Source organism: Streptomyces sp. NPDC020490 (assembly GCF_044335305.1).
Taxonomy (GTDB): domain Bacteria; phylum Actinomycetota; class Actinomycetes; order Streptomycetales; family Streptomycetaceae; genus Streptomyces.
In genome coordinates, this window is record NZ_JBIRUY010000022.1 from 32,535 (window position 1) to 53,679 (window position 21,145).

Genomic DNA, 21,145 nt, shown 5'->3' on the forward strand with positions numbered 1-21,145 from the left:
CTCCGCCCCCTGCGCGCCGAGCGGAGCCTAGCGGGCGGCGAGGGCCTGCTCGCCTGCTTTTCGCATGGCGGCGACGGGTGCCGGGCTGTGGCCCGTCATCTGCTCGACCTGCAGCACCGCCTGGTGCACCAGCAGGTCGAGGCCGCTGACGACCGCTCCGCCGCACGCCGACCAGCGGGCCGCGAGTTCGGTCGGCCAGGGGTCGTAGAGCACGTCGAAGAGGGTGGCGGGCCGCTCGGGGACGGCGGCGGCGAGGGCGTCGGTCGTGCCCGCCGGGGTGGTGGCGACGACCAGCGGGGCGCGCATCGCGGACGCGGCGTCCGCCCAGTCCGCGATGCGCACCTGGACGTCGAGCCGCTTCCCCCACTCCCGCATCTCGGCGGCCCGGGCCTCGCTGCGGACGTGGACGACGACCTCGCCGCTGCAGATCCGGGCCAGCGCGGCCAGGGCGGAGGAGGCGGTGGCGCCGGCGCCGAGGATCGCCGCCGAGTCGACCTGTTCGATACCGCGCTCGCGCAGGGCGGCGACCATGCCGGGGATGTCGGTGTTGTCGCCGAGGCGGCGGCCGTCCTCGGTGAAGACGACCGTGTTGACGGCCTCCACGGACGCCGCCGTCTCGCTGATCTCGTCGAGCAGCGGGATGACGGCCCGCTTCAGCGGCATGGTCAGCGACAGCCCGGCCCACTCCGGTCCGAGGGTGCCGAGGAACCCGGCGAGGGCGGCCTCGTCGATCTCGAAACGGTCGTACGACCAGCCGGCCAGGCCCAGTTCCCGGTACGCGGCGCGGTGCAGCACCGGGGAGAGGGAGTGGGCGATGGGCGAACCGAGCACGGCGGCCCGGCGGGCGTCAGTTGCCCGTGCTGTCATTGAACTTTTCCTTGAGTTTCAGGAATTCCGCGTGGGTCCTGGCGAATTCCGTCTTGTTCACGCCGTCGGTCGCGACGAAGTAGTACCAGCCCTCATGGGTCGGATTCAGCGCGGCCTTCAGCGCGAGGTCGCCCGGATTGTCGATCGGCCCCGGCGGCAGACCCTTGTTCGTGTACGTGTTGTACGGGTCCTTGTTGCTTTTTATCTCCGACTCGGTGATGTTGATGTTGCTCTGGCCCTTCAGGTAATTGAAGGTCGAGTCGAACTGCAAGAGCCCGTACGTCTCGGGGTTCGCGAGATCGAGGCGGTTGTAGACCACCTCCGCCATCTTGCGGTAGTCGTCCTCGGTCTTGCCCTCGGCCTCGACGAGGCTGGCGACGGTGATGACCTGCAGCGGACTGTCCAGCTTGAAAGCCTTGGCCTTGGCGGCCAGGTCGTACGCGCGGTACTTCCGCGCGGCCTGGGTGACCATCGCCTTGAGGACCGTCTCGGGCTTCATCCCCTTTGCGGCCGGATACGTGCCCGGGGAGAGGAAGCCTTCGAGCGGGTCCTTGATCTCGCTGTTGTCGTTCGCCCAGTCCGGCAGACCGAGGCTCTTGTACTTCTTCTGGGCGGTCTTCTTGGTGGTGCCGGATTTCAGCTCGAGCTTCTCGTCGATCGCCTTGTAGACGGCCAAGTTGCGCTCGCCCGGCCTGACCAGGACGTTGTTCTGGCTCTTGGGGTCGAGCATCAATTCCACGGCGCTCGCGGCGGACATCTGCTTCTTCAGCAGATAGGCGCCGGCCTGGATCTTGTTGCCGTCGGGGTTCTCCTGCTGCGCGGAGACGAAGGCGTCGACGCTCTTGACGACGCCCGCGTCCTTCAGCCGCCGCCCGATCTCGTAACCGCCCGCGCCCTTGGGGATCTGGACGGTCACCTTCTGGCCGGTGCCGTCTCCGGCGTAGTCCGGCGCCGCGCCGAAACGATCCTGGTAGAACTGGTACCCGAAGTATCCGACTCCGCCGACGCCGCCGCCGAACACCAGCAGCACCACCAGGCAGGCGCATCCGCTGCGCCGCTTCTTGGGCTTGCCGCCGCGGCCACGCCGGTCGCCTCGGCCGCCCCGCGGGCCGTCGTCGCTGTCGTCGTCATCGTCATCGTCGCCGCCTGCGAAGAAGGCGTGTTCGCCCTGGTCGGGGCCGGGGTCCCAGTCGGTCTGCGGCTGCTCTTCGGTCTGCCTGCGGGCGGGCGGCTCCGGCGGCGGATAGGCGTCCGGAGTGCCGTACCGGTCGGGCTGGTCACCGGCGTACGCGGCGGGCTGATGGCCGTAGGCGTCCGCGGGGTCCGCCGGGTAGGGGACCTGCGGCTGCGCCGCACCCCAGCCGCCCTCGGCGTACGGCTGCTGTCCCTGACCGTCGTACGCCTGCTGTCCCTGGCCGGGGTAGTACGCCTGCTGTCCCTGGTCGGGGTGGTGCGGCTGCTGTCCCTGGTGGTGGTACGGCTGCTGCTGGTCGTGGCCCGGGTAGTGCTGCGGTTCCTGGCCGGCGTACTGCTGCGGCTCCTGGCCCGGGTACTGCTGTGGCTCCTGGCCTGCGTACTGCTGCTGGTCGTACTGCGGGTAGTACTGCTGCTGCGGCTGGCCGTATCCGGCCTGCGCGCCGTCCTCCCAGTGCCCGTAGTGCGGCTGCTGCGGCTGCTGCGGATAGTGCTGCGGCTGGCCGCCGTGAGCAGGCTGGTGGCCCACCTGGGCCTGCTGCCCTTCCCATCCGCCGTCCCCGTACAGCGGGTCCTCGGGATGCCACGGTTCGGAGCCTGGGCCCCGGCCATACTCAGTCATCGATCCCCTAGAGCCGCGAGGCGGCGGTCAACGCGGCCCGGGAAGATCGGGTTCCCGTCCCGCCTCTCTCTGTGCGCCGGCTGTTCGAACACCGGCGCATCGCGCGGAACGTTACCGTATCGCGATCAGATGACCACTTCGACGCCCTCGCCGGGTGCTTTACCTGACACCCGTTCGGATTCCAGCGCCTGCTGAAGGATGATCACCGCGGCCGCCTGGTCGATGACGGCCCGGCCCTTCCTGGACTTCACCCCGGAGGCGCGCAGTCCCTGACCGGCCGTCACCGTCGTCATGCGTTCATCGACGAGTCTGACCGGAACGGGCGCGATCATGCGCGCCAGTTCCTGGGCGAAGCCGCGGACCTTGACGGCCGCCGGTCCCTCGCCCCCCTTGAGGGATCGCGGGAGGCCGACGACGACCTCGATCGGCTCGTACTCCTCCACCAGTTGCCACAGCCGGCGGTGCGCCGCGGGAACGTCCCGGCCGGGGACGGTCTCCACGGGGGTGGCGAGGATCCCGTCGGGGTCGCACGAGGCGACCCCGATGCGGGCGTCCCCGACGTCGATCGCGAGTCGGCGGCCCCTGCGCATCGCCGGACTCACTTGGCGGTTTCCGCCACGAGCCGCTCGACCGCGTCGACGGCCTCGCCGATCGCGGCCGGGTTCTGGCCGCCGCCCTGGGCGACGTCCGGCTTGCCGCCACCGCCGCCGCCGAGCGTCTTGGCGGCGGCGCGGACCAGGTCGCCGGCCTTGAGGCCCCGCTCGCGGGCGGCCTCGTTGGTGGCGATGACCGTGAGCGGCTTGCCGTTGTTCACCGTGAACAGGGCGACCACGGCGGCCCGTCCGCCCTGGATGCGGCCGCGCACGTCGAGGACCAGCCTGCGCAGGTCGTCGGGGGTGGTGCCGTCCGGGACCTGCCCGGTGACGACGGCGACCCCGCGGACGTCCTTGGCGGACTCGGCGAGACCGGCGGCGGCCTGGAGCACCTTCTCGGCGCGGAACTTCTCGATCTCCTTCTCGGCGTCCTTCAGCTTGCCGAGCATGGCGGAGACCTTCTCCGGCAGTTCCTCCGGGCGGCCCTTGAGCAGTTCGGTGAGCTGGTTGACGACCGTGTGCTCACGGGCGAGGAAGCTGTAGGCGTCGACGCCGACCAGGGCCTCGATACGGCGCACACCGGAGCCGATGGAGGACTCGCCGAGCAGCTTCACCAGGCCCAGCTGGGCGGTGTTGTGCACGTGCGTGCCGCCGCACAGCTCCTTGGAGAAGTCGCCGATGGTCACCACGCGGACGCGCTCGCCGTACTTCTCGCCGAACTCGGCGATGGCGCCCTGCTTCTTGGCCTCGTCGATGCCCATGACGTCGGCGCGGACGTCGAGGTCGCGGGCGAGCACCTCGTTGATCTTCTGCTCGACGTCGGTCATCACGGCCGTCGGGACGGCGGAGGGCGAGCCGAAGTCGAAGCGGAAGCGGCCGGGCTGGTTCTCGGAGCCGGCCTGGGCGGCCGTCGGGCCGAGGGCGTCGCGCAGGGCCTGGTGGGTGAGGTGGGTGGCCGAGTGGGCGCGGGCGATGGCCTTGCGGCGGCGGTTGTCGATGGCGGCGAGCGCCTTGGCGCCCACCGTCACCTCGCCGACCTGGACGACGCCCTTGTGGACGTAGACGCCCGGCACCGGCTTCTGGCAGTCGCGGACCTCGATGACGGCGCCGGAGTCCACCTTGATGCGGCCGGTGTCGCCGATCTGGCCGCCGCCCTCGGCGTAGAACGGGGTGCGGTCGAGGACGATCTCGACCTCGTCGCCCTCGGTGGCGGCCGGGGAGGACAGGCCGTCGACGAGGATGCCGACGACCGTGGACTCGCCCTCGGTGTCGGTGTAGCCGATGAACTCGGTCGCGCCGGCGGTGTCGGCGATCTCGCGGTAGGCGCCGAGGTCGGCGTGACCGGTCTTCTTGGCCTGGGCGTCGGCCTTGGCGCGCTCCCGCTGCTCCTTCATCAGGCGGCGGAAGCCGTCCTCGTCCACGGTGAGGCCCTGCTCGCCGGCCATCTCCAGGGTGAGATCGATCGGGAAGCCCCAGGTGTCGTGGAGCAGGAACGCCTTGTCGCCGGACAGCACGGTCGAGCCGGCCGCCTTGGTCTCGGTGACGGCGGTGTCGAGGATGTTGGTGCCGGCCTTCAGCGTCTTGAGGAAGGCGTTCTCCTCGGCGAGGGCGACCTTCTCGATGCGCTCGCGGTCGGTGACCAGCTCCGGGTACTGCTGCCCCATCATGCCGATGACGACGTCGATGAGGTCCCCGACGACCGGGCCGGTGGCGCCGAGCAGGCGCATGTTGCGGATGGCGCGGCGCATGATGCGGCGCAGGACGTAGCCGCGGCCCTCGTTGCCGGGGGTGACGCCGTCGCCGATGAGCATGGTGGCAGTGCGCATGTGGTCGGTGACCACGCGCAGGGAGACGTCCGAGTCGTGGGCGTCGCCGTAGGCCACACCGGTCAGCTCGGTGGCCTTGTCGATCACGGCCATGGAGGTGTCGATCTCGTACATGTTCTGCACGCCCTGCAGAATCATGGCGAGCCGCTCCAGGCCGAGGCCCGTGTCGATGTTCTTGCTCGGCAGGTCACCGAGGATCTCGAAGTTGTCCTTGCCGGTGCCCTCGCCGCGCTCGTACTGCATGAAGACGAGGTTCCAGATCTCCACGTACCGCTCGTCGTTGACGGCGGGACCGCCCTCGGCGCCGAACTCGGGGCCGCGGTCGTAGTTGATCTCGGAGCAGGGGCCGCACGGGCCGGGGACGCCCATGGACCAGAAGTTGTCCTTCATGCCCAGGCGCTGGATGCGCTCCTTGGGCACGCCGACGACCTCGTGCCAGATCCGCTCGGCCTCGTCGTCGTCCTGGTAGACGGTGATCCAGAGCTTCTCCGGCTCCAGGCCGTAACCGCCCTTGTCCTGGGGCGTGGTGAGCAGCTCCCAGGCGAGCTTGATGGCGCCTTCCTTGAAGTAGTCGCCGAAGGAGAAGTTGCCGCACATCTGGAAGAACGTGCCGTGCCGGGTGGTCTTGCCGACCTCTTCGATGTCGGGCGTGCGCACGCACTTCTGCACGCTCGTCGCGCGCGGGAAGGGCGGCTTGACCTCACCCAGGAAGTAGGGCTTGAAGGGAACCATGCCGGCCGGGACGAGGAGCAGAGTCGGGTCGTCCGCGATGAGCGACGCCGAAGGGACGACGGTGTGCCCGCGCTCCTCGAAGAAGCTCAGCCAGCGGCGGCGAATCTCGGCCGACTCCATCAGTGGTCCTCATTCCGGTTGTACGAGTACGTCTGGTACGTCGTGTCGCCGACGTACTTCGGGTTGCTGCGGTTCTCGATGGCGGGGTACCGCCGGGGCGCGGGCAGTTCGGGATTCGCGTCGATCCCGAGCGCGTCGCCCAGTTCGGCCTCCCGCTGCGCCATGTTGTCGCGGACGTCGAGCGCGAAGCCGACCGCGCGGTCCTTGATGCGCTGGCCCGCGTCGAGTGCCTTGTTGGCCGCGGTCACGGCGAGGCTCTCCGGGGTCAGCTGCTTCAGCTTGCGGTTGACCTTGGTGGTGGCCCACACCCCGGCGGCCACGCCTGTGGTGAACCAGAACGTACGGCGGAACATCCCTGACCTAGTCCTCTTTTCCGCGGAGGTTCTCACGGAGGTTCTCGCGGAGGTTTCGTCTGCCCCGCCGCGCGGCAGGGACGGTGCGGCCCACGATCACGGTACGCCTCGACGTCCTGGCGGGCACGTCCTCCTTGCCGCCGCCCAGGGCCCGGCGCACGCCGTAGCCGAAGGCCGCGACCTTGACCAGGGGGCCGCCGAAGGTGGAGGCGACGGTGGTCGACAGTGCCGAGGCGTTCGCCGTGACCTCCTGGACGTCGGAGGCGATCGCGTCGACCCGGTCGATCTGGGTCTGCGCGGAACGCACCGCCGCGGAGGCATCGGCCAGCAGCGGGACCGCCTGATCGGTCACGTCCGCCACGAGCTTGGTGGTCGCCTTCAGCGTCTGGGCCAGCCTCACCAGTGCGACGGCGAGGAAGGAGACCAGGATCGCCCAGAAGACGGCCACCAGGATCCCGGCCACCTCGCCACCGGACACCGTGTGCACCTGCTCCCTGAAACGTGCCTGAACATCGGGAAAGTCGTACCGAGCCTATCGCGCCGGGGGCGCCGCTCCGTACCGGTTTCCCGCTCGCGGGCGGGCAAGTTGCGCGGCGTGCGGCGGCCCGCGGGCGGGCCGGCCCGGGAGACGCGGGAACCCGCGGTCGCGGGGGCCCGGGAGACGCAGGAACCCGCCGCCCCGCCCACCCGGAGAGGTGGCGAGACGGCGGGCTGAGGCGTGCTACGGCCTGCCGGTGATCAGCGGGCGTAGTACTCGACGACGAGCTGCTCGTCGCAGATCACCGGGATCTCCTTGCGGTTCGGCTCGCGGTCCAGGCGGAACGCCAGGGCCTTGAGGTTCACCTGGAGGTAGCGCGGGGTCTCGCCGTCGGGGGCGAAGCCACCCTCGCGGGCGATCGCGAAGAGGGTCTTCTCACGGCTGCGCTCGCGGACCATCACGACGTCGTCGGGACGGACGCGGAACGAGGGCTTGTCGACCTTCTGGCCGTTGACCTCGATGTGGCCGTGGACGACCATCTGGCGGGCCTGGTAGATGGTGCGGGCGATGCCCGAACGCAGGACCAGGGCGTCGAGACGGCGCTCGAGCTCGATGATCAGGGCCTCACCGGTCTTGCCCTGAACCTTGGAGGCACGCTCGTAGGCGCGGACGAGCTGGCGCTCGGACACGTCGTACTGCGCGCGCAGACGCTGCTTCTCGAGCAGACGGACCTTGTAGTCCGAGTTCTGCTTGCGGCCACGGCCGTGCTCACCCGGCGGGTAGGGGCGGGCCTCGAAGTACTTGACGGCCTTCGGGGTCAGCGCGATACCGAGGGCACGCGACTTCTTGACCTTGGGGCGGGACTGGTTCGCCACTGTCTCTCTTTTCCTGGTGTTCGGCTTGTCAGAGTCGGGGGAGGTCGCATCCGCAGCCGGGGAATCCCGTCGGGTCCGCGCGGGACCTTGCGGGCAGCCGCTCCCCTGGTCTGGGCACTATGTGCAGCACGCGAGTGGCCCACCGACCCTCCCGGGATCCCGGGTGGTGGTGGGCTGCCCGCGACACCGTTCGACGGTGCGCGACGCTCCTGGAGTCCGCCCCCGAAGGACCGGGGCTCCGGCTGACCGTCCCGCTCTGACTGCGCGGGACTCAGCACTACGGCGAAGTCTACAGGGTGTTCAGGGCCGCTTCCGACCCAGGTGCTTGCGGGTCCACTCCACCGCGTCGGCGTAGCGCGCCTCGGCGCCGTGGCGGGTCGGGGTGTAGTACTCGCGGTCCTTGAGCGCGTCCGGGGCGTACTGCTGCTGGGCGATGCCCTCGGGCAGGTCGTGCGGGTACACGTAGCCCTGCGCGTGCCCCAGGTCGGCGGCGCCCTTGTAGTGGCCGTCGCGCAGATGGCGGGGCACCGGGCCCGCCATCCCCTTGCGTACGTCGCCCAGGGCGGCGCCGATCGCGGTCGTCGCGGAGTTGGACTTGGGGGCCAGGGCGAGGGCGATGGTGGCGTGGCTGAGGGTGAGGGCGGCCTCGGGGAAGCCGATCATGGCGACGGCCTGGGCGGCGGCGACCGCGATCGGCAGGGCGTTGGGGTCGGCCAGGCCGACGTCCTCGCTCGCGGAGATCATCAGGCGGCGGGCGATGAAGCGGGGGTCCTCGCCGGCCTCGATCATGCGGGCGAGGTAGTGCAGCGCCGCGTCGACGTCGGAGCCGCGGATGGACTTGATCAGGGCGCTGGCGACGTCGTAGTGCTGGTCGCCGTCACGGTCGTACTTCACCGCCGCCCGGTCGACCGTCTCCTCCAGGGTCCGCAGGCCGATCTCCGTCTCGCCCTTGTCGAGCGCGGCCCCGGCGGCGGCCTCCAGCGCGGTCAGCGCGCGGCGGGCGTCGCCGCCGGCGACGCGCAGCAGGTGCTCCTCGGTGTCCTCGGGCAGGGCGACGGCGCCCTTCAGGCCGCGCTCGTCGCCGACCGCGCGCCGCAGCAGACCGCGCAGGTCGTCGTCGGTCAGCGGTTCGAGGGTCAGCAGCAGGGAGCGGGAGAGCAGCGGGGAGATCACCGAGAAGTACGGGTTCTCGGTGGTCGCCGCGATCAGCGTCACCCAGCGGTTCTCGACCGCGGGCAGCAGGGAGTCCTGCTGGGCCTTGGAGAAGCGGTGGATCTCGTCGAGGAAGAGGACGGTCTCCTTGCCGTAGCCGCCGGTGGCGCGGCGGGCGCCGTCGATGACCGCGCGGACCTCTTTGACGCCCGCGGTGATGGCCGACAGCTCCACGAAGCGCTTGTCGGTGGCCTTGGAGACGACGTAGGCCAGGGTCGTCTTGCCGGTGCCGGGCGGGCCCCAGAGGATCACCGAGGAGGGGCCGGCCGGACCGCCCGCGCCCTCGCCGACCAGTCTGCGCAGCGGCGAGCCCGGCTTCAGCAGGTGCTGCTGGCCGACCACCTCGTCGAGGGTGCGCGGGCGCATCCGCACGGCCAGGGGGCTCGCTGCCGGATCCTTCTCCTGGCGTTCTTCTGCTGCGGCGGTGAACAGGTCGGGCTCCACGTCCCAAACCCTAAATCACCGCACCGACAATCCCGCCGGGCCGGTCAGCTGGTCCAGAAGTCCCACCAGCGGGTCAGGATGAGCATGCCGATGATGCCGATGTGCAGCACGGGCAGGACCCAGGTGAACTCGCCGAAGAAGCTCTTGAGCCACTTCGGTGCGGGCAGGAAGCCGTTGCGCACGTTGAACGAGGTCACGTACCAGAACATGATGATCGTCGCGACCCAGGCCAGGTTGCACCACAGGCACAGCGCGTTGATCCGGTACAGCGACTGGAACATCAGCCAGGCGCAGAAGCCGACTCCGAAGAGGGTGCCGGCGTTGAAGGTGAGCCAGTACCAGCGCGGGAAGCGGGCGCGGGCGAGCAGGCTCATGGCGACGCAGATGACGATGCCGTAGCAGACCAGGCCGAGCATCGGGTTGGGGAACCCGAAGGCGGCGGCCTGCTTGCTCTCCATGACGCTGCCGCAGGAGACGACCGGGTTGAGGCTGCAGCCGGGGGTGAAGGTCTTGCCCTCGACCTTGGCCTCGAGCAGCTTGAACTTGTCGATCGTGATGACCCACGAGGCGAGCAGGCCGGCCGCGCCGGTGATCAGCAGCAGAATGGCGAAGGCACGGCTGCCGCCCACCGTCCGCGGTCCCGCCGCGGTGCGCTCCGCCGGCGGCTCGGGCTCGGGCTCCGTGGAGACGTCCTTGACTGTCGTCTTGCTCATCACGCCGATTCCGTCTGCTCGGGGACTGGACCTTCTTCGGGCAGGGCCATTGTGCCGTACCACGCGCCCCGTCCACCGTTCGGTGCGCATAAGGAGGTCCGCTCGCGGGGCCTGAACGACCGGTTCCGGCCGATGTCGCACGGCGTGCGGCGGTCACCGCCGGAATCATCCGCACGAACGAAGCGGCACCCGCGGAGTTGACGTCCGCGGGTGCCGCCGTCGTGCCGGTACCGGTCGTGCCGGTGCTAGCCGAGCCTCGACTCCAGCTCGGCCACGATCTCGTTGACCCCGATCGCCGCCTGCTCGCCGGACTCCATGTCCTTGAGCTGGACGACGCCCTCGGCGAGGTCGCGTTCGCCGGCGACGATCGTGTAGCGGGCGCCGCTGCGGTTGGCGTTCTTCATCGCGCCCTTGAGGCCCTTGTGGCCGTAGGAGAAGTCGGCGGCGATGCCGACCTTGCGCAGCTCGGTGACCTTGCCGAACAGCACGCGGCGGGCGTCCTCGCCGAGCGGGACGGCGAACACGCTGGTGGTGGAGGGCAGCGCGAGTTCCACGCCCTCGGCCTCCAGGGCGAGCACGGTGCGGTCGACGCCGAGTGCCCAGCCGACGGACGGCAGGGCGGGGCCGCCGATCATCTCCGACAGGCCGTCGTAGCGGCCGCCGCCGCCCACCGCGGACTGCGAGCCGAGACCGTCGTGGACGAACTCGAAGGTGGTGCGGGTGTAGTAGTCCAGGCCGCGCACCAGCTTGGGGTCGTCCTCGAAGGCCACGCCCGCGGCGCTGATCAGCTCGCGGACCTCCTCGTGGTACGCCTTGCAGGCGTCGCAGAGGTAGTCGCGCAGCAGCGGGGCGTCCGTCAGCTGCTTCTGGACGTCCGGGCGCTTGTCGTCCAGGACGCGCAGCGGGTTGATCTCCGCGCGGCGCAGGGTGTCCTCGTCGAGGTCCAGTCCGCGCAGGAAGTCCTGCAGCGCGGCCCGGTACACCGGCCGGCACTCCTTGTCGCCCAGGCTGTTGAGCAGGATGCGGAAGTGGCTCAGGCCCAGCGAGCGGTAGGCCTGGTCGGCGAGGATGATCAGCTCGGCGTCCAGCGCCGGGTCCTCGGCGCCGATCGCCTCGGCTCCGACCTGGGAGAAGTGCCGGTAGCGGCCCTTCTGCGGGCGCTCGTAGCGGTAGTACGAGCCGGAGTACCAGAGCTTGACCGGGAGGTTGCCCGCCTTGTGCAGGTTCGCCTCCAGCGCGGCGCGCAGCACGGAGGCCGTGCCCTCGGGACGCAGGGCGAGCTTGTCGCCGCCCTTGGTCTCGAAGGCGTACATCTCCTTGGTCACGATGTCGGTCGACTCTCCGACACCGCGCGCGAACAGCTCCACGCTCTCGAAGCCGGGCGTCTCGATGTAGCCGTAACCGGCGCCGCGCAGGGGCGCGGCGATCGCCTCGCGGACGGCCAGGTACTTGGCGCTGTCCGGCGGGATCAGGTCGTACGTGCCCTTGGGGGCCTTGAAGGTGCTCACGAAGTCTCTCGTCACATTCCTCGTCGGGGAGCGGGCCGCGCACTGTGTCCCTGGCGGTCTGCGGCCACCTGCCGCAGGTACGGGTTGGTGGCGCGCTCCTGGCCGATGGTCGTCTGGGGGCCGTGGCCGGACAGCACCACGGTCGAGTCGTCGAGCGGCAGGCACACGCGGGCCAGCGAGTCGAGCATCTCGGCCATGTCGCCGCCGGGCAGGTCGGTGCGTCCGATGGAGCCGGCGAAGAGCAGGTCGCCCGAGAAGAAGACCTGCGGGACGTCCGCGGTCTCGGGCATCCGGAAGGTCACCGACCCCTTGGTATGGCCCGGCGCGTGCGCGACGGAGAACTCCATCCCCGCGAGCGCGAGCTCCGCGCCGTCGGCCAGCTCCCTGACGTCGTCCGGCTCCCCCACCGTCAGCTCGCCCATCAGCGGCATCCCGATGGAACGGCCGAGCGCCTTCTCGGGGTCGCTCATCATGTAGCGGTCCGCGGGGTGGATCCAGGCGGGCACGTCGTGCGCGCCGCACACCGGGACGACCGAGGCCACGTGGTCGATGTGGCCGTGGGTGAGGACGACGGCGACGGGCTTGAGCCGATGCTTCTGCAGCGCTTCCTCGACTCCTTGGGCGGCCTGGTGGCCCGGGTCGATGATCACGCACTCCTCACCGGCGGCGGGGGCGACGAGGTAACAGTTCGTCCCCCAGGCACCGGCGGGGAACCCGGCAATGAGCACGATCGTCCTTCGTTTGTGTCGGTACGGGGGCGCTTTTCGGTGGTCGCGCCTGTCGTCGAAGCCTACCGGCGCTGCCGAATCCTCAGCGAACCCATATACGGTACGGGGCACACGCAGGCGGTCGGCTCACCAGACGCACGCGTCCCAGTCGGCGTACGAGACGCATGAGGAGATAACCCCGTGGTCACCCAGGAACAGCGAAAGCGGCAGCTCGCGCGGGAGAAGTTCTTGCGGCAGCAGCAGCGGCGCACGGAAGCGCGGCGCAAGGCGCGCCTCCGCAACTCCGTGATCGCGTCGGTGCTCGGCGTCGTCGTCATCGGCAGCCTGGCGCTGTACACGACCGGGGTCCTGAAGAACGACGACAAGTCCGACGCGAGCTCCAAGGCCAGCCCGAGCGCCTCGGCGCCCAGCAAGGCGCCGGACCCGTGCGAGAAGGCGGCCAAGGGGTCGGTGGAGAAGATGAGCTGGAAGAAGGAGCCGGCGCTGACCATCGACAAGTCGGCGAAGTACACGATGAAGCTGGCCACGACGTGCGGTGAGATCGACATCGCGCTGAAGGCGTCGGCGGCCCCGCACACCGTGAATTCCTTCGACTTCCTGGCCGGCAAGGGCTACTTCGACCACACGAAGTGCCACCGGCTCACCACCAACGGCATCTACGTGCTGCAGTGCGGCGACCCGACGGGCAGCGGCAGCGGTGGTCCCGGCTACACCATCCCGGACGAGAATCTGAAGGACAAGAGCCTGAAGAACAACGTCTACCCGGCGGGTACGGTCGCGATGGCGAACACCGGGCAGAAGCACACCGGCGGCAGCCAGTTCTTCCTCGTCTACCAGGACAGCCAGCTCCCGCCGAGTTACACCCCGTTCGGTACGGTTTCGTCCTCCGGGATGAAGGTACTGAAGAAAATCGCCGCGGCCGGCGAGAGCACGGGCGCGGGCGACGGGGCCCCGAATGCGACGGTCGTGATCGACAAGGCGACGGTCACGAAATCCTGATCCATCCCGACCCCGAAGTGCGGAATTTCGGTCGCGCGGGATGCGGACAGGCAACCCGCCGGTCGCCTATGTTGGCCGTGACGAAACTGTGGACGATGCCCGGGGGAACTGAGACCTCCCGTCGGCATCATGTGGAGGAGGCGCTGTGAGCAGCGACCCGTGGGGCCGCGTCGACGAGACGGGGACCGTGTACGTGCGTACGGCCGACGGCGAGCAGGTCGTCGGCTCCTGGCAGGCGGGCTCCCCCGAGGAGGCGCTGGCCTATTTCGAGCGCAAGTACGAGGGCCTGGTTGTCGAGATCGGCCTCCTCGAGAAGCGAGTGAAGACCACCGACCTGTCCGCGAAGGACGCGCTGGCGGCGATCGAGCACATCCGTGAGCAGGTCGACGCCCATCACGCGGTCGGTGATCTGGACGCCCTGCGGACGCGTCTGGACGGCCTCGTCCGGACCGTCGAGGCGCGTCGTGAGGAGCGCAAGCAGCAGCGCGCGAAGCAGTCCGACGAGGCCCGGCACGCCAAGGAGGCGCTGGTCGAGGAGGCGGAGCAGCTGGCGCAGTCCGACCAGTGGCGGGCGGCCGGCGAGCGGCTGCGGGCCCTGGTGGACACCTGGAAGGGCCTGCCGCGGCTGGACCGCAAGTCGGACGACGAGCTGTGGCACCGCTTCTCGCACGCCCGGTCGGCGTTCTCCAAGCGCCGCAAGGCCCACTTCGCGTCGCTGGACGCGCAGCGCGAGGAGGCCCGCCGGATCAAGGAACGGCTGGTCTCCGAGGCCGAGGCGCTGTCCGGGTCGACGGACTGGGGGCCGACGGCTGCCCGCTACCGCGAGCTGATGGCGGAGTGGAAGGCGGCGGGCCGCGCCCAGCGCGAGCACGAGGACGACCTGTGGAACCGCTTCCGCGGCGCCCAGGACGTGTTCTTCGCCGCCCGCAGCTCGGTCTTCGCCGAGCGGGACGCCGAGCAGGGCGAGAACCTGAAGCTCAAGGAGGGGCTGGCCGAGGAGGCCGAGAAGCTGCTCCCGGTGACGGATCTGAAGGCCGCCCGCGCCGCCTTCCGTTCCATCAACGAGCGCTGGGAGGCCATCGGTCACGTGCCGCGGGACGCGCGTCCGCGGGTCGAGGGCCGGATGCACGCCGTCGAGCGGGCCATCCAGGAGGCCGAGGACGCCGAGTGGCGCCGGACGAACCCGGAGGCACGCGCGCGTGCCGAGGGTCTCACCGGCCAGCTGCAGGCGGCCGTGGACAAGCTCAGGGGCCAGATCGAGCAGGCACGCGCCCAGGGCAACACGGCCAAGGCCGACAAGCTGGAGCGCGAGCTGGAGGGCCGTCAGGCGCTGCTGGACCAGGCTCTGAAGGGCCTGCAGGAGTTCGGCGGCTGAGCGGCCGGTGAGAGCGAAGGGGGGCGCCCGCACCAGGTCACCTGGTGCGGGCGCCCCCCTCGTGTGCCCACGACCTGTTGCGGGGACCTGTCGCTACGACCTGTTGCGGGCCGACGTCACCCGGTACACGTCGTAGACGCCCTCGACGCCCCGTACCGCCTTCAGGACGTGCCCGAGGTGCTTGGGGTCGCCCATTTCGAAGGTGAAGCGGGAGGTGGCGACGCGGTCGCGGGAGGTCTGCACGGCCGCGGAGAGGATGTTGACGTGCTGGTCGGACAGCACGCGGGTGACGTCCGACAGCAGCCGGGAGCGGTCCAGCGCCTCGACCTGGATGGCGACCAGGAAGACCGAGGACTGGGTGGGCGCCCACTCGACGTCGAGGATGCGCTCCGGCTCGCGGGACAGTGACTCCACGTTGACGCAGTCGCTGCGGTGAACCGATACTCCGCTGCCGCGCGTGACGAAACCGATGATCGGGTCGCCCGGTACGGGCGTGCAGCAGCGGGCCAGCTTGACCCACACGTCCTCGACACCCTTGACGATGACGCCGGGGTCGGCGCTGGAGCGCCGCTTGCGGCTGCGGCTGCGGGTCGGCGGGACCGACTCGTCGATCTCCTCGGTGGCCGCCTCCTCGCCGCCGAGCGCCTGGACGAGCTTCTGCACGATGTTCTGCGCGGAGACGTGCCCCTCGCCGATCGCCGCGTACAGCGCGGAGATGTCGGAGTAGCGCATCTCGTGCGCGAGGGTGACCAGCGAGTCGCCGGTCAGGATGCGCTGGATCGGCAGGTTCTGCTTGCGCATGGCGCGGACGATGGCGTCCTTGCCCTGCTCGATCGCCTCGTCGCGGCGCTCCTTGGAGAACCAGGCCCGGATCTTGTTGCGGGCGCGCGGTGACTTGACGAAGCCGAGCCAGTCGCGGGAGGGGCCGGCGCCGGCCGCCTTGGAGGTGAAGACCTCGACCAGGTCGCCGTTGTCGAGCGTCGACTCCAGCGGTACGAGGCGGCCGTTGACCCGTGCTCCTATCGTGCGGTGGCCGACCTCGGTGTGGACGGCGTACGCGAAGTCGACCGGGGTGGCCCCGGCCGGCAGCGCTATGACGTCGCCCTTGGGGGTGAAGACGAAGACCTCGTTGCGGGACAGGTCGAAGCGCAGGGACTCCAGGAACTCGCTGGGGTCCTCGGTCTCCTTCTGCCAGTCCAGCAGCTGCCTCAGCCACGCCATGTCGTTGATGGCGTCCTTGTCCTTGGCGGACGTGCGGGGCGCGTCGGTGCGCACCTTCGAGGCGCCAGCGACGGCCTCCTGCTTGTACTTCCAGTGCGCGGCGATGCCGTACTCGGCGCGGCGGTGCATGTCGAACGTGCGGATCTGGAGTTCGACCGGCTTGCCGTTGGGGCCGATCACCGTGGTGTGCAGCGACTGGTACATGTTGAACTTGGGCATCGCGATGTAGTCCTTGAACCGCCCCGGAACCGGGTTCCAGCGGGCGTGGACCGTGCCCAGTGCCGCATAGCAGTCGCGGACGGTGTCGACGAGGACGCGGATGCCGACCAGGTCGTAGATCTCCGCGAAGTCGCGGCCGCGGACGATCATCTTCTGGTAGACGCTGTAGTAGTGCTTCGGGCGGCCGGTGACGGTCGCCTTGATGCGGGCGGCGCGCAGGTCCTGCTGGACCTCGTCGGTCACTATGGCGAGGTACTCGTCGCGCTTCGGGGCGCGCTCGGCGACCAGCCGGACGATCTCGTCGTACATCTTGGGGTAGAGGATCGCGAAGGCGAGGTCCTCCAGCTCCCACTTGATGGTGTTCATGCCCAGGCGGTGGGCGAGCGGCGCGTAGATCTCGAGGGTCTCGCGCGCCTTCTTCTCCTGCTTCTCCCGCTTGAGGTAGCGCATGGTGCGCATGTTGTGCAGGCGGTCGGCGAGCTTGATGACCAGGACGCGGGGGTCCTTGGCCATGGCGACGACCATCTTGCGCACGGTCTCGGCCTGGGCGGCCTCGCCGAACTTGACCTTGTCCAGTTTGGTGACGCCGTCGACGAGGAGGGCGACCTGGTCGCCGAAGTCGCGGCGGAGCTGGTCGAGGCCGTACTCGGTGTCCTCGACGGTGTCGTGCAGCAGGCCCGCCATCAGGGTGGCCGGATCCATGCCCAGCTCGGCGAGGATGGTGGTCACCGCGAGCGGGTGCGTGATGTACGGGTCGCCGCTCTTGCGCTTCTGTCCGCGGTGCCAGCGCTCGGCCACCTGGTAGGCGTTCTCGATCTGGCGGAGCGTGGCCGTCTCGATCTTCGGGTCGTTGCTGCGCACTATCCGCAGCAACGGCTCCAGCACCGGGTTGTAGGGGTTGGAGCGCTGCACTCCGAGGCGGGCGAGGCGGGCGCGGACGCGGTTGGAGGAGCCGGTGCGGGCGGGCGGGCCGGCGTTCGGGCGGACGGCGGGGGCCGTCTGGGGGTGCTCCGGAGGGGCCGGCTTGGGGCGCGAGTGGTCGGCCGGCTTGTCGACGGGCGTGGCGGCGCCTTCGACCGGCCCGCGGGCGTCGTTCTTCGCGTGCGGCGTGTTCGGCGCGGGCTTGGCCGCGGCCGCCGAGGCGGACTCGGGCTTGGCGGCGGTCAGGTGCTGGGCCTCGTCTGGCAAGAGGACTCCTCGTGCGCGATCCGGGTCCCCCGGTCAGGCTCCGGAGACCCCATGGTAGCGATCCTGGGCCTCAGGATCGCCGTCAGGCCACTGTGAGGGCCGTACACCAGGGAAACGCACGGGGCGGACGCCGGATTCCTCCGGTGCCCGCCCCCTAGGCTCTGTCGTTTGGATCACCCCGGCGGCGCGGGCCCTGGCACGCGCATCTGCCGCGTTGTCGTCGGTCGCCGACTCCCCCACGCTCGGCTGCGCTCGCGCGGGGGGACCCCCATCGCGTCGACTCCCTCCTCCGCCTTGCAGCTACACGCACCAGACCCCGCTCGGGTCGGCCGCAAGGCACCGCGCCTCGCAGCCGGCCTGATCCAAACGACAGGCCCTTGCCCGGCAAGGGCGTTCAGACCACGAGCAGCGCCTCCAGCGGAGCGCTGCCGAGCGCGGGCTCCAGGCGGGTGCGGCCGCCGAGGAAGCCGAGCTCCATCAGCACGGCGAGGCCCGCGACCTCGGCGCCGGCCCTGCGGATGAGCTGGATGGACGCCTCCGCGGTGCCGCCGGTGGCGAGGACGTCGTCGACGATCAGGACGCGGTCCTCGGCGGTGAGGTCCTCGGCGTGCACCTCGATCTCCGCCGAGCCGTACTCCAGCTCGTAGGACTGGGCGAGGGTGGCCCCGGGGAGCTTGCCCGCCTTGCGTACCGGGACGAAGCCCAGGCCGGCGCGGACGGCGACCGGGGCGCCGAGGATGAAGCCGCGGGCCTCCAGGCCGACGACCTTGGTGGCGCCGGTGCCGGAGGCGAACCGGGCGAGGGTGTCGGTGAGCGCCGTGAAGGCCGCCGGGTCCGCCAGGAGCGGGGTGATGTCCTTGAACATCACCCCCGGCTCCGGGTAGTCGGCCACGTCACGGATGCGGCTCAGCAGCAGTTCCTCGATACCGGTCATCGGCGCTTGCCCGAGGATCGGCCGCGGCCCCGGGTGCGGGACGCGGGCTGGTTGCGCGGGCCGACGACCGCCGGGGCGGCGTCCTCGTGCTCGTCGTCGTGGAGCACGCCGTCGGCCTCGGACTCCAGCGGCTCGCCCTGCGCGGCGGCCTGGGCGCGCTTGGCGAGGACGCGCTTCTTCAGCGCCTTCATCTGCGGCTCGCGCTCCTTGAGGTCGGCGACGAGGGGCGTGGCGATGAAGATCGAGGAGTACGCGCCGGCCGCGAGGCCGACGAACAGCGACAGCGAGATGTCGTTCAGCATGCCCGCGCCGAGGACGCCGCCGCCGATGAACAGCAGGCCCGCGACCGGCAGCAGCGCGACCACCGTGGTGTTGATGGAACGCATCAGGGTGCCGTTGATCGAGCGGTTGGCGACGTCGCTGTAGGTCCAGCGGGTCTGCCTGGTGATGTCCTTCGTCTGCTCCTTGAGGCTGTCGAAGACGACGACCGTGTCGTAGAGCGAGTAACCGAGGATCGTCAGCAGACCGATCACCGTGCCCGGCGTGACCTCGAAGCCGACGAGGGCGTAGATGCCGGTCGTGATGGTGATGTCGTGGACCAGGGCGACGAGCGCCGCCACCGCCATGCGCCACTCGAAGGCGATCGCCAGGTAGATCACCACGAGGATCATGAAGATCGCCAGGCCCTGCCAGGCCTTGTTGGCGATCTGGTCGCCCCAGCTCGGGCCGACCAGGTCGGCGTTGATCTTCTCCGTGTTGACCTTGAGGTCCTTGGCCAGCTCGTCCTTGATGCGGTCCGACTTGTCGGTGTCGATGCCGGCGATCTGGATGCGCAGGCTGCCGTCACCGAGCTTCTGGACGATGGCGTCGTGACCGGAGGCTTCCTCCGCGAACGTCTCGGTCTGGGCGACGGAGACGGTCATGTTCTTGGGCGTGGTGAAGACCGCGCCGCCCTGGAACTCGATGCCCATGTTCAGGCCGCGCACCGCCAGGCCGAGGACGGCCGTGATGGTGATCAGGATCGAGATGCCGTACCAGAGCTTGCGGTTGCCGACGAAGTCGTAGCCGACCTCGCCGCGGTGCAGTCGGGCGCCGAGGCTGCCGAGCTTGGACATCTCACGCCTCCTTCGGGTCGGCGGGGCGGGCGGGACGACGGGTGCGGCGCAGCGGCGCCTTGGCGCCCAGGGCCTTGGGGTCCAGGCCGGAGAGCTTGTGGCCGTTCGCGAAGAACTTCCGGCGCGCGAGGATCGTCATCAGCGGCTTGGTGAACAGGAAGACGACGACCACGTCGAGCACGGTGGTCAGGCCGAGCGTGAACGCGAAGCCCTGGACCTTGCCGACGGTGACGATGAACAGCACCGCGGCGGCGAGGAACGACACGAAGTCGGAGACCAGGATGGTGCGCCGGGCACGCGGCCAGGCCCGCTCCACGGCCGGCCGCAGCGAGCGGCCCTCGCGGATCTCGTCGCGGATGCGCTCGAAGAACACGATGAACGAGTCCGCGGTGATGCCGATCGCGACGATGGCGCCGCAGACGGCTGGCAGGTTCAGCGCGAAGCCGATGGCCGGGCCGAGCAGCGTCATGATCACGTACGTGAGGAGCGCGGAGACCAGCAGCGAGGGGATCGCGATGACCGACAGGCCTCGGTAGAAGACCAGCAGGTAGACGACGACCAGGGCGAGGCCGATCGCGCCCGCGATCAGACCGGCGTGCAGCTGCTCACCGCCGAGCGCGGCGGTCACCGTGGTGACGCTGTCCTCCTTGAAGGTCAGCGGCAGCGCACCGTACTTCAGCATGTTGGCGAGGCTCTGGGCCTCCTCCTGGCTGAAGTTGCCGGTGATCTCCGCGCTGCCGCCGGTCAGCGCCTCGTTGACGCGGGGGTCGGAGACGACGTTGCCGTCCAGGACGATGGCGAACTGGTTCTGCGGGGGCTGGTTCTTGGCCAGCTTGCCGGTGACGTCGCCGAACTTCTTGGTGCCCTTGGACGTGAAGTCCATGGTGACGGTCCAGCCGGCGGCGGTCTGCGTGTTGAAGACGGCCTGCGCCTTCTTGACGTCGGTGCCGTCCACCTCGGCGGGGCCGAGGATGTACTTCTGCCACTGGCCCGGCGAGGTCTCGCCGCAGGCGACGGTGGGATCGGTGGGCTTGGCGCCCTTGCCGGCCGTGGCGCGGGCGGACTTCTTGCTGCAGTCGAGCGCGGCGTACTGCGCCTCGAGCTTGCTGGTGGCGGCGCTGCCGCTCGCGGACGGAGAGGCGCTGGAGGACGCGCTCGCACTCGCACTCGCGCTGGCACTGGCACTGGCACTGGCGCTCGGCGACGCGTCCGCCTTCAGCGCGTCGGTGACGACACGGCCCTGGGAGGTCGAGGTGGCCGAGGGAGTGGCGGACGAGGTCGACTTGTCCGTCGCCTTCTCGGTGGCCTTGTCGGTCGCCTTGCCCGAAGCGCTGCCGGAGGCGCTCGGCGACGGGGTGGCCGTGGCGGCGCCGCCGGACATCTCGGTCGCGATCACCGGGCGGAAGTACAGCTTGGCGGTGGTGCCGACCTGCTGCCGTGCCTCCTTGGAGTTCGTGCCCTTGGGGATGTTGACGATGATGTTCTTGTCACCCTGGGTCTGAACCTCGGCCTCCGAGACGCCAAGACCGTTGACACGGCGGTTCATGATCTCCACCGCGGTGTCCATGTTGGTCTTGTTGATCGCGGACTCCTGGCCCGGCTCGGCGACCGCCCGCAGCGTGATGCTCGTGCCGCCGGCCAGGTCGATGCCGAGACGCGGGGTGGTGTGCCCGGAGGCGAACATCCCTGCGGTGAGCGCCACGATGGCGATCAGGATGAGGGCCAGCGAGCGCCATGGTTTGCTCTGGGCGCTCGCGATGCGGCCCCTCTTAGGTGCTGCCACCTTCTCGTACTCCCTCTCGGGCCGCCGCGCGCCGGGTCTGCGGGCG

The 21,145-nt window shown here is 70.2% G+C and carries 17 protein-coding genes; 2 read left to right on the forward strand and 15 right to left on the reverse strand.

From position 1 onward, the window contains the following. Positions 1-27: 27 nt before the first annotated feature. The 11 genes from ACH4ZX_RS22690 to ACH4ZX_RS22740 all read right to left on the reverse strand — a co-directional run bounded on the left by ACH4ZX_RS22690 (position 28) and on the right by ACH4ZX_RS22740 (position 12,265). Positions 28-867, reverse strand: coding sequence for a shikimate dehydrogenase (locus ACH4ZX_RS22690; protein WP_398275570.1), 840 nt, complete (start codon positions 865-867; stop codon positions 28-30). Continuing rightward, entirely contained in the window at positions 848-2,683 is a 1,836-nt protein-coding gene (gene mltG / locus ACH4ZX_RS22695) for an endolytic transglycosylase MltG (RefSeq protein ID WP_398275573.1), read from the reverse strand. The genes ACH4ZX_RS22690 and mltG overlap by 20 nt, the downstream gene beginning before the upstream one ends. Before the next feature lie 125 nt (positions 2,684-2,808). Beyond that, positions 2,809-3,273 (reverse strand): Holliday junction resolvase RuvX, encoded by a 465-nt coding sequence (ruvX, locus tag ACH4ZX_RS22700; protein ID WP_398275576.1) that lies wholly within the window; start codon positions 3,271-3,273, stop codon positions 2,809-2,811. An 8-nt stretch (positions 3,274-3,281) separates the two neighbouring features. Further along, positions 3,282-5,954 (reverse strand): alanine--tRNA ligase, encoded by a 2,673-nt coding sequence (gene alaS / locus ACH4ZX_RS22705; RefSeq protein ID WP_398275579.1) that lies wholly within the window; start codon positions 5,952-5,954, stop codon positions 3,282-3,284. Continuing rightward, positions 5,954-6,307, reverse strand: coding sequence for a hypothetical protein (locus tag ACH4ZX_RS22710; protein WP_398275582.1), 354 nt, complete (start codon positions 6,305-6,307; stop codon positions 5,954-5,956). Before ACH4ZX_RS22710 ends, alaS begins: the two co-directional genes overlap by 1 nt. Before the next feature lie 7 nt (positions 6,308-6,314). Further along, on the reverse strand, positions 6,315-6,794 hold the full coding sequence (locus tag ACH4ZX_RS22715) for a DUF948 domain-containing protein (protein ID WP_398275585.1): 480 nt from the start codon (positions 6,792-6,794) through the stop codon (positions 6,315-6,317). Positions 6,795-7,045: 251 nt separating this feature from the next. Next, positions 7,046-7,660 carry a 30S ribosomal protein S4 gene (gene rpsD, locus ACH4ZX_RS22720; RefSeq protein WP_324788627.1) on the reverse strand — a complete coding sequence of 205 codons (615 nt, stop codon included), beginning with the start codon at positions 7,658-7,660 and terminating at the stop codon, positions 7,046-7,048. A 300-nt stretch (positions 7,661-7,960) separates the two neighbouring features. Then, on the reverse strand, positions 7,961-9,316 hold the full coding sequence (locus ACH4ZX_RS22725; RefSeq protein WP_398275589.1) for a replication-associated recombination protein A: 1,356 nt from the start codon (positions 9,314-9,316) through the stop codon (positions 7,961-7,963). Between the two features lie 44 nt (positions 9,317-9,360). Further along, complete coding sequence (locus ACH4ZX_RS22730; RefSeq protein ID WP_351884455.1) at positions 9,361-10,029, reverse strand: vitamin K epoxide reductase family protein; 669 nt, start codon at positions 10,027-10,029, stop codon at positions 9,361-9,363. Between the two features lie 245 nt (positions 10,030-10,274). Beyond that, positions 10,275-11,537: a histidine--tRNA ligase gene (hisS, locus tag ACH4ZX_RS22735; RefSeq protein WP_398275592.1), complete on the reverse strand. Its 1,263-nt coding sequence runs from the start codon at positions 11,535-11,537 to the stop codon at positions 10,275-10,277. An 11-nt stretch (positions 11,538-11,548) separates the two neighbouring features. After that, entirely contained in the window at positions 11,549-12,265 is a 717-nt protein-coding gene (locus ACH4ZX_RS22740; RefSeq protein WP_398275595.1) for an MBL fold metallo-hydrolase, read from the reverse strand. Positions 12,266-12,445: 180 nt separating this feature from the next. On the opposite strand from ACH4ZX_RS22740, the gene ACH4ZX_RS22745 reads away from it, so the two are divergent. Next, complete coding sequence (locus ACH4ZX_RS22745) at positions 12,446-13,264, forward strand: peptidylprolyl isomerase (RefSeq protein WP_398275598.1); 819 nt, start codon at positions 12,446-12,448, stop codon at positions 13,262-13,264. A 145-nt stretch (positions 13,265-13,409) separates the two neighbouring features. Further along, positions 13,410-14,639 (forward strand): DUF349 domain-containing protein, encoded by a 1,230-nt coding sequence (locus tag ACH4ZX_RS22750; protein WP_398275601.1) that lies wholly within the window; start codon positions 13,410-13,412, stop codon positions 14,637-14,639. A gap of 93 nt (positions 14,640-14,732) precedes the next feature. Here ACH4ZX_RS22750 and ACH4ZX_RS22755 read toward each other — a convergent pair whose 3' ends face one another. From ACH4ZX_RS22755 to secD, 4 genes are all read right to left on the reverse strand, one after another. Beyond that, entirely contained in the window at positions 14,733-17,267 is a 2,535-nt protein-coding gene (locus ACH4ZX_RS22755) for a RelA/SpoT family protein (protein WP_398275604.1), read from the reverse strand. A 394-nt stretch (positions 17,268-17,661) separates the two neighbouring features. Then, the gene (locus ACH4ZX_RS22760) at positions 17,662-18,201 is read right to left on the reverse strand and encodes an adenine phosphoribosyltransferase (RefSeq protein ID WP_324788635.1); all 540 of its coding nucleotides are present in this window, start codon (positions 18,199-18,201) and stop codon (positions 17,662-17,664) included. Further along, on the reverse strand, positions 18,198-19,316 hold the full coding sequence (secF, locus tag ACH4ZX_RS22765) for a protein translocase subunit SecF (protein WP_398275607.1): 1,119 nt from the start codon (positions 19,314-19,316) through the stop codon (positions 18,198-18,200). Before secF ends, ACH4ZX_RS22760 begins: the two co-directional genes overlap by 4 nt. A gap of 1 nt (position 19,317) precedes the next feature. Beyond that, the gene (gene secD / locus ACH4ZX_RS22770) at positions 19,318-21,099 is read right to left on the reverse strand and encodes a protein translocase subunit SecD (RefSeq protein ID WP_398275610.1); all 1,782 of its coding nucleotides are present in this window, start codon (positions 21,097-21,099) and stop codon (positions 19,318-19,320) included. Positions 21,100-21,145 lie beyond the last annotated feature (46 nt).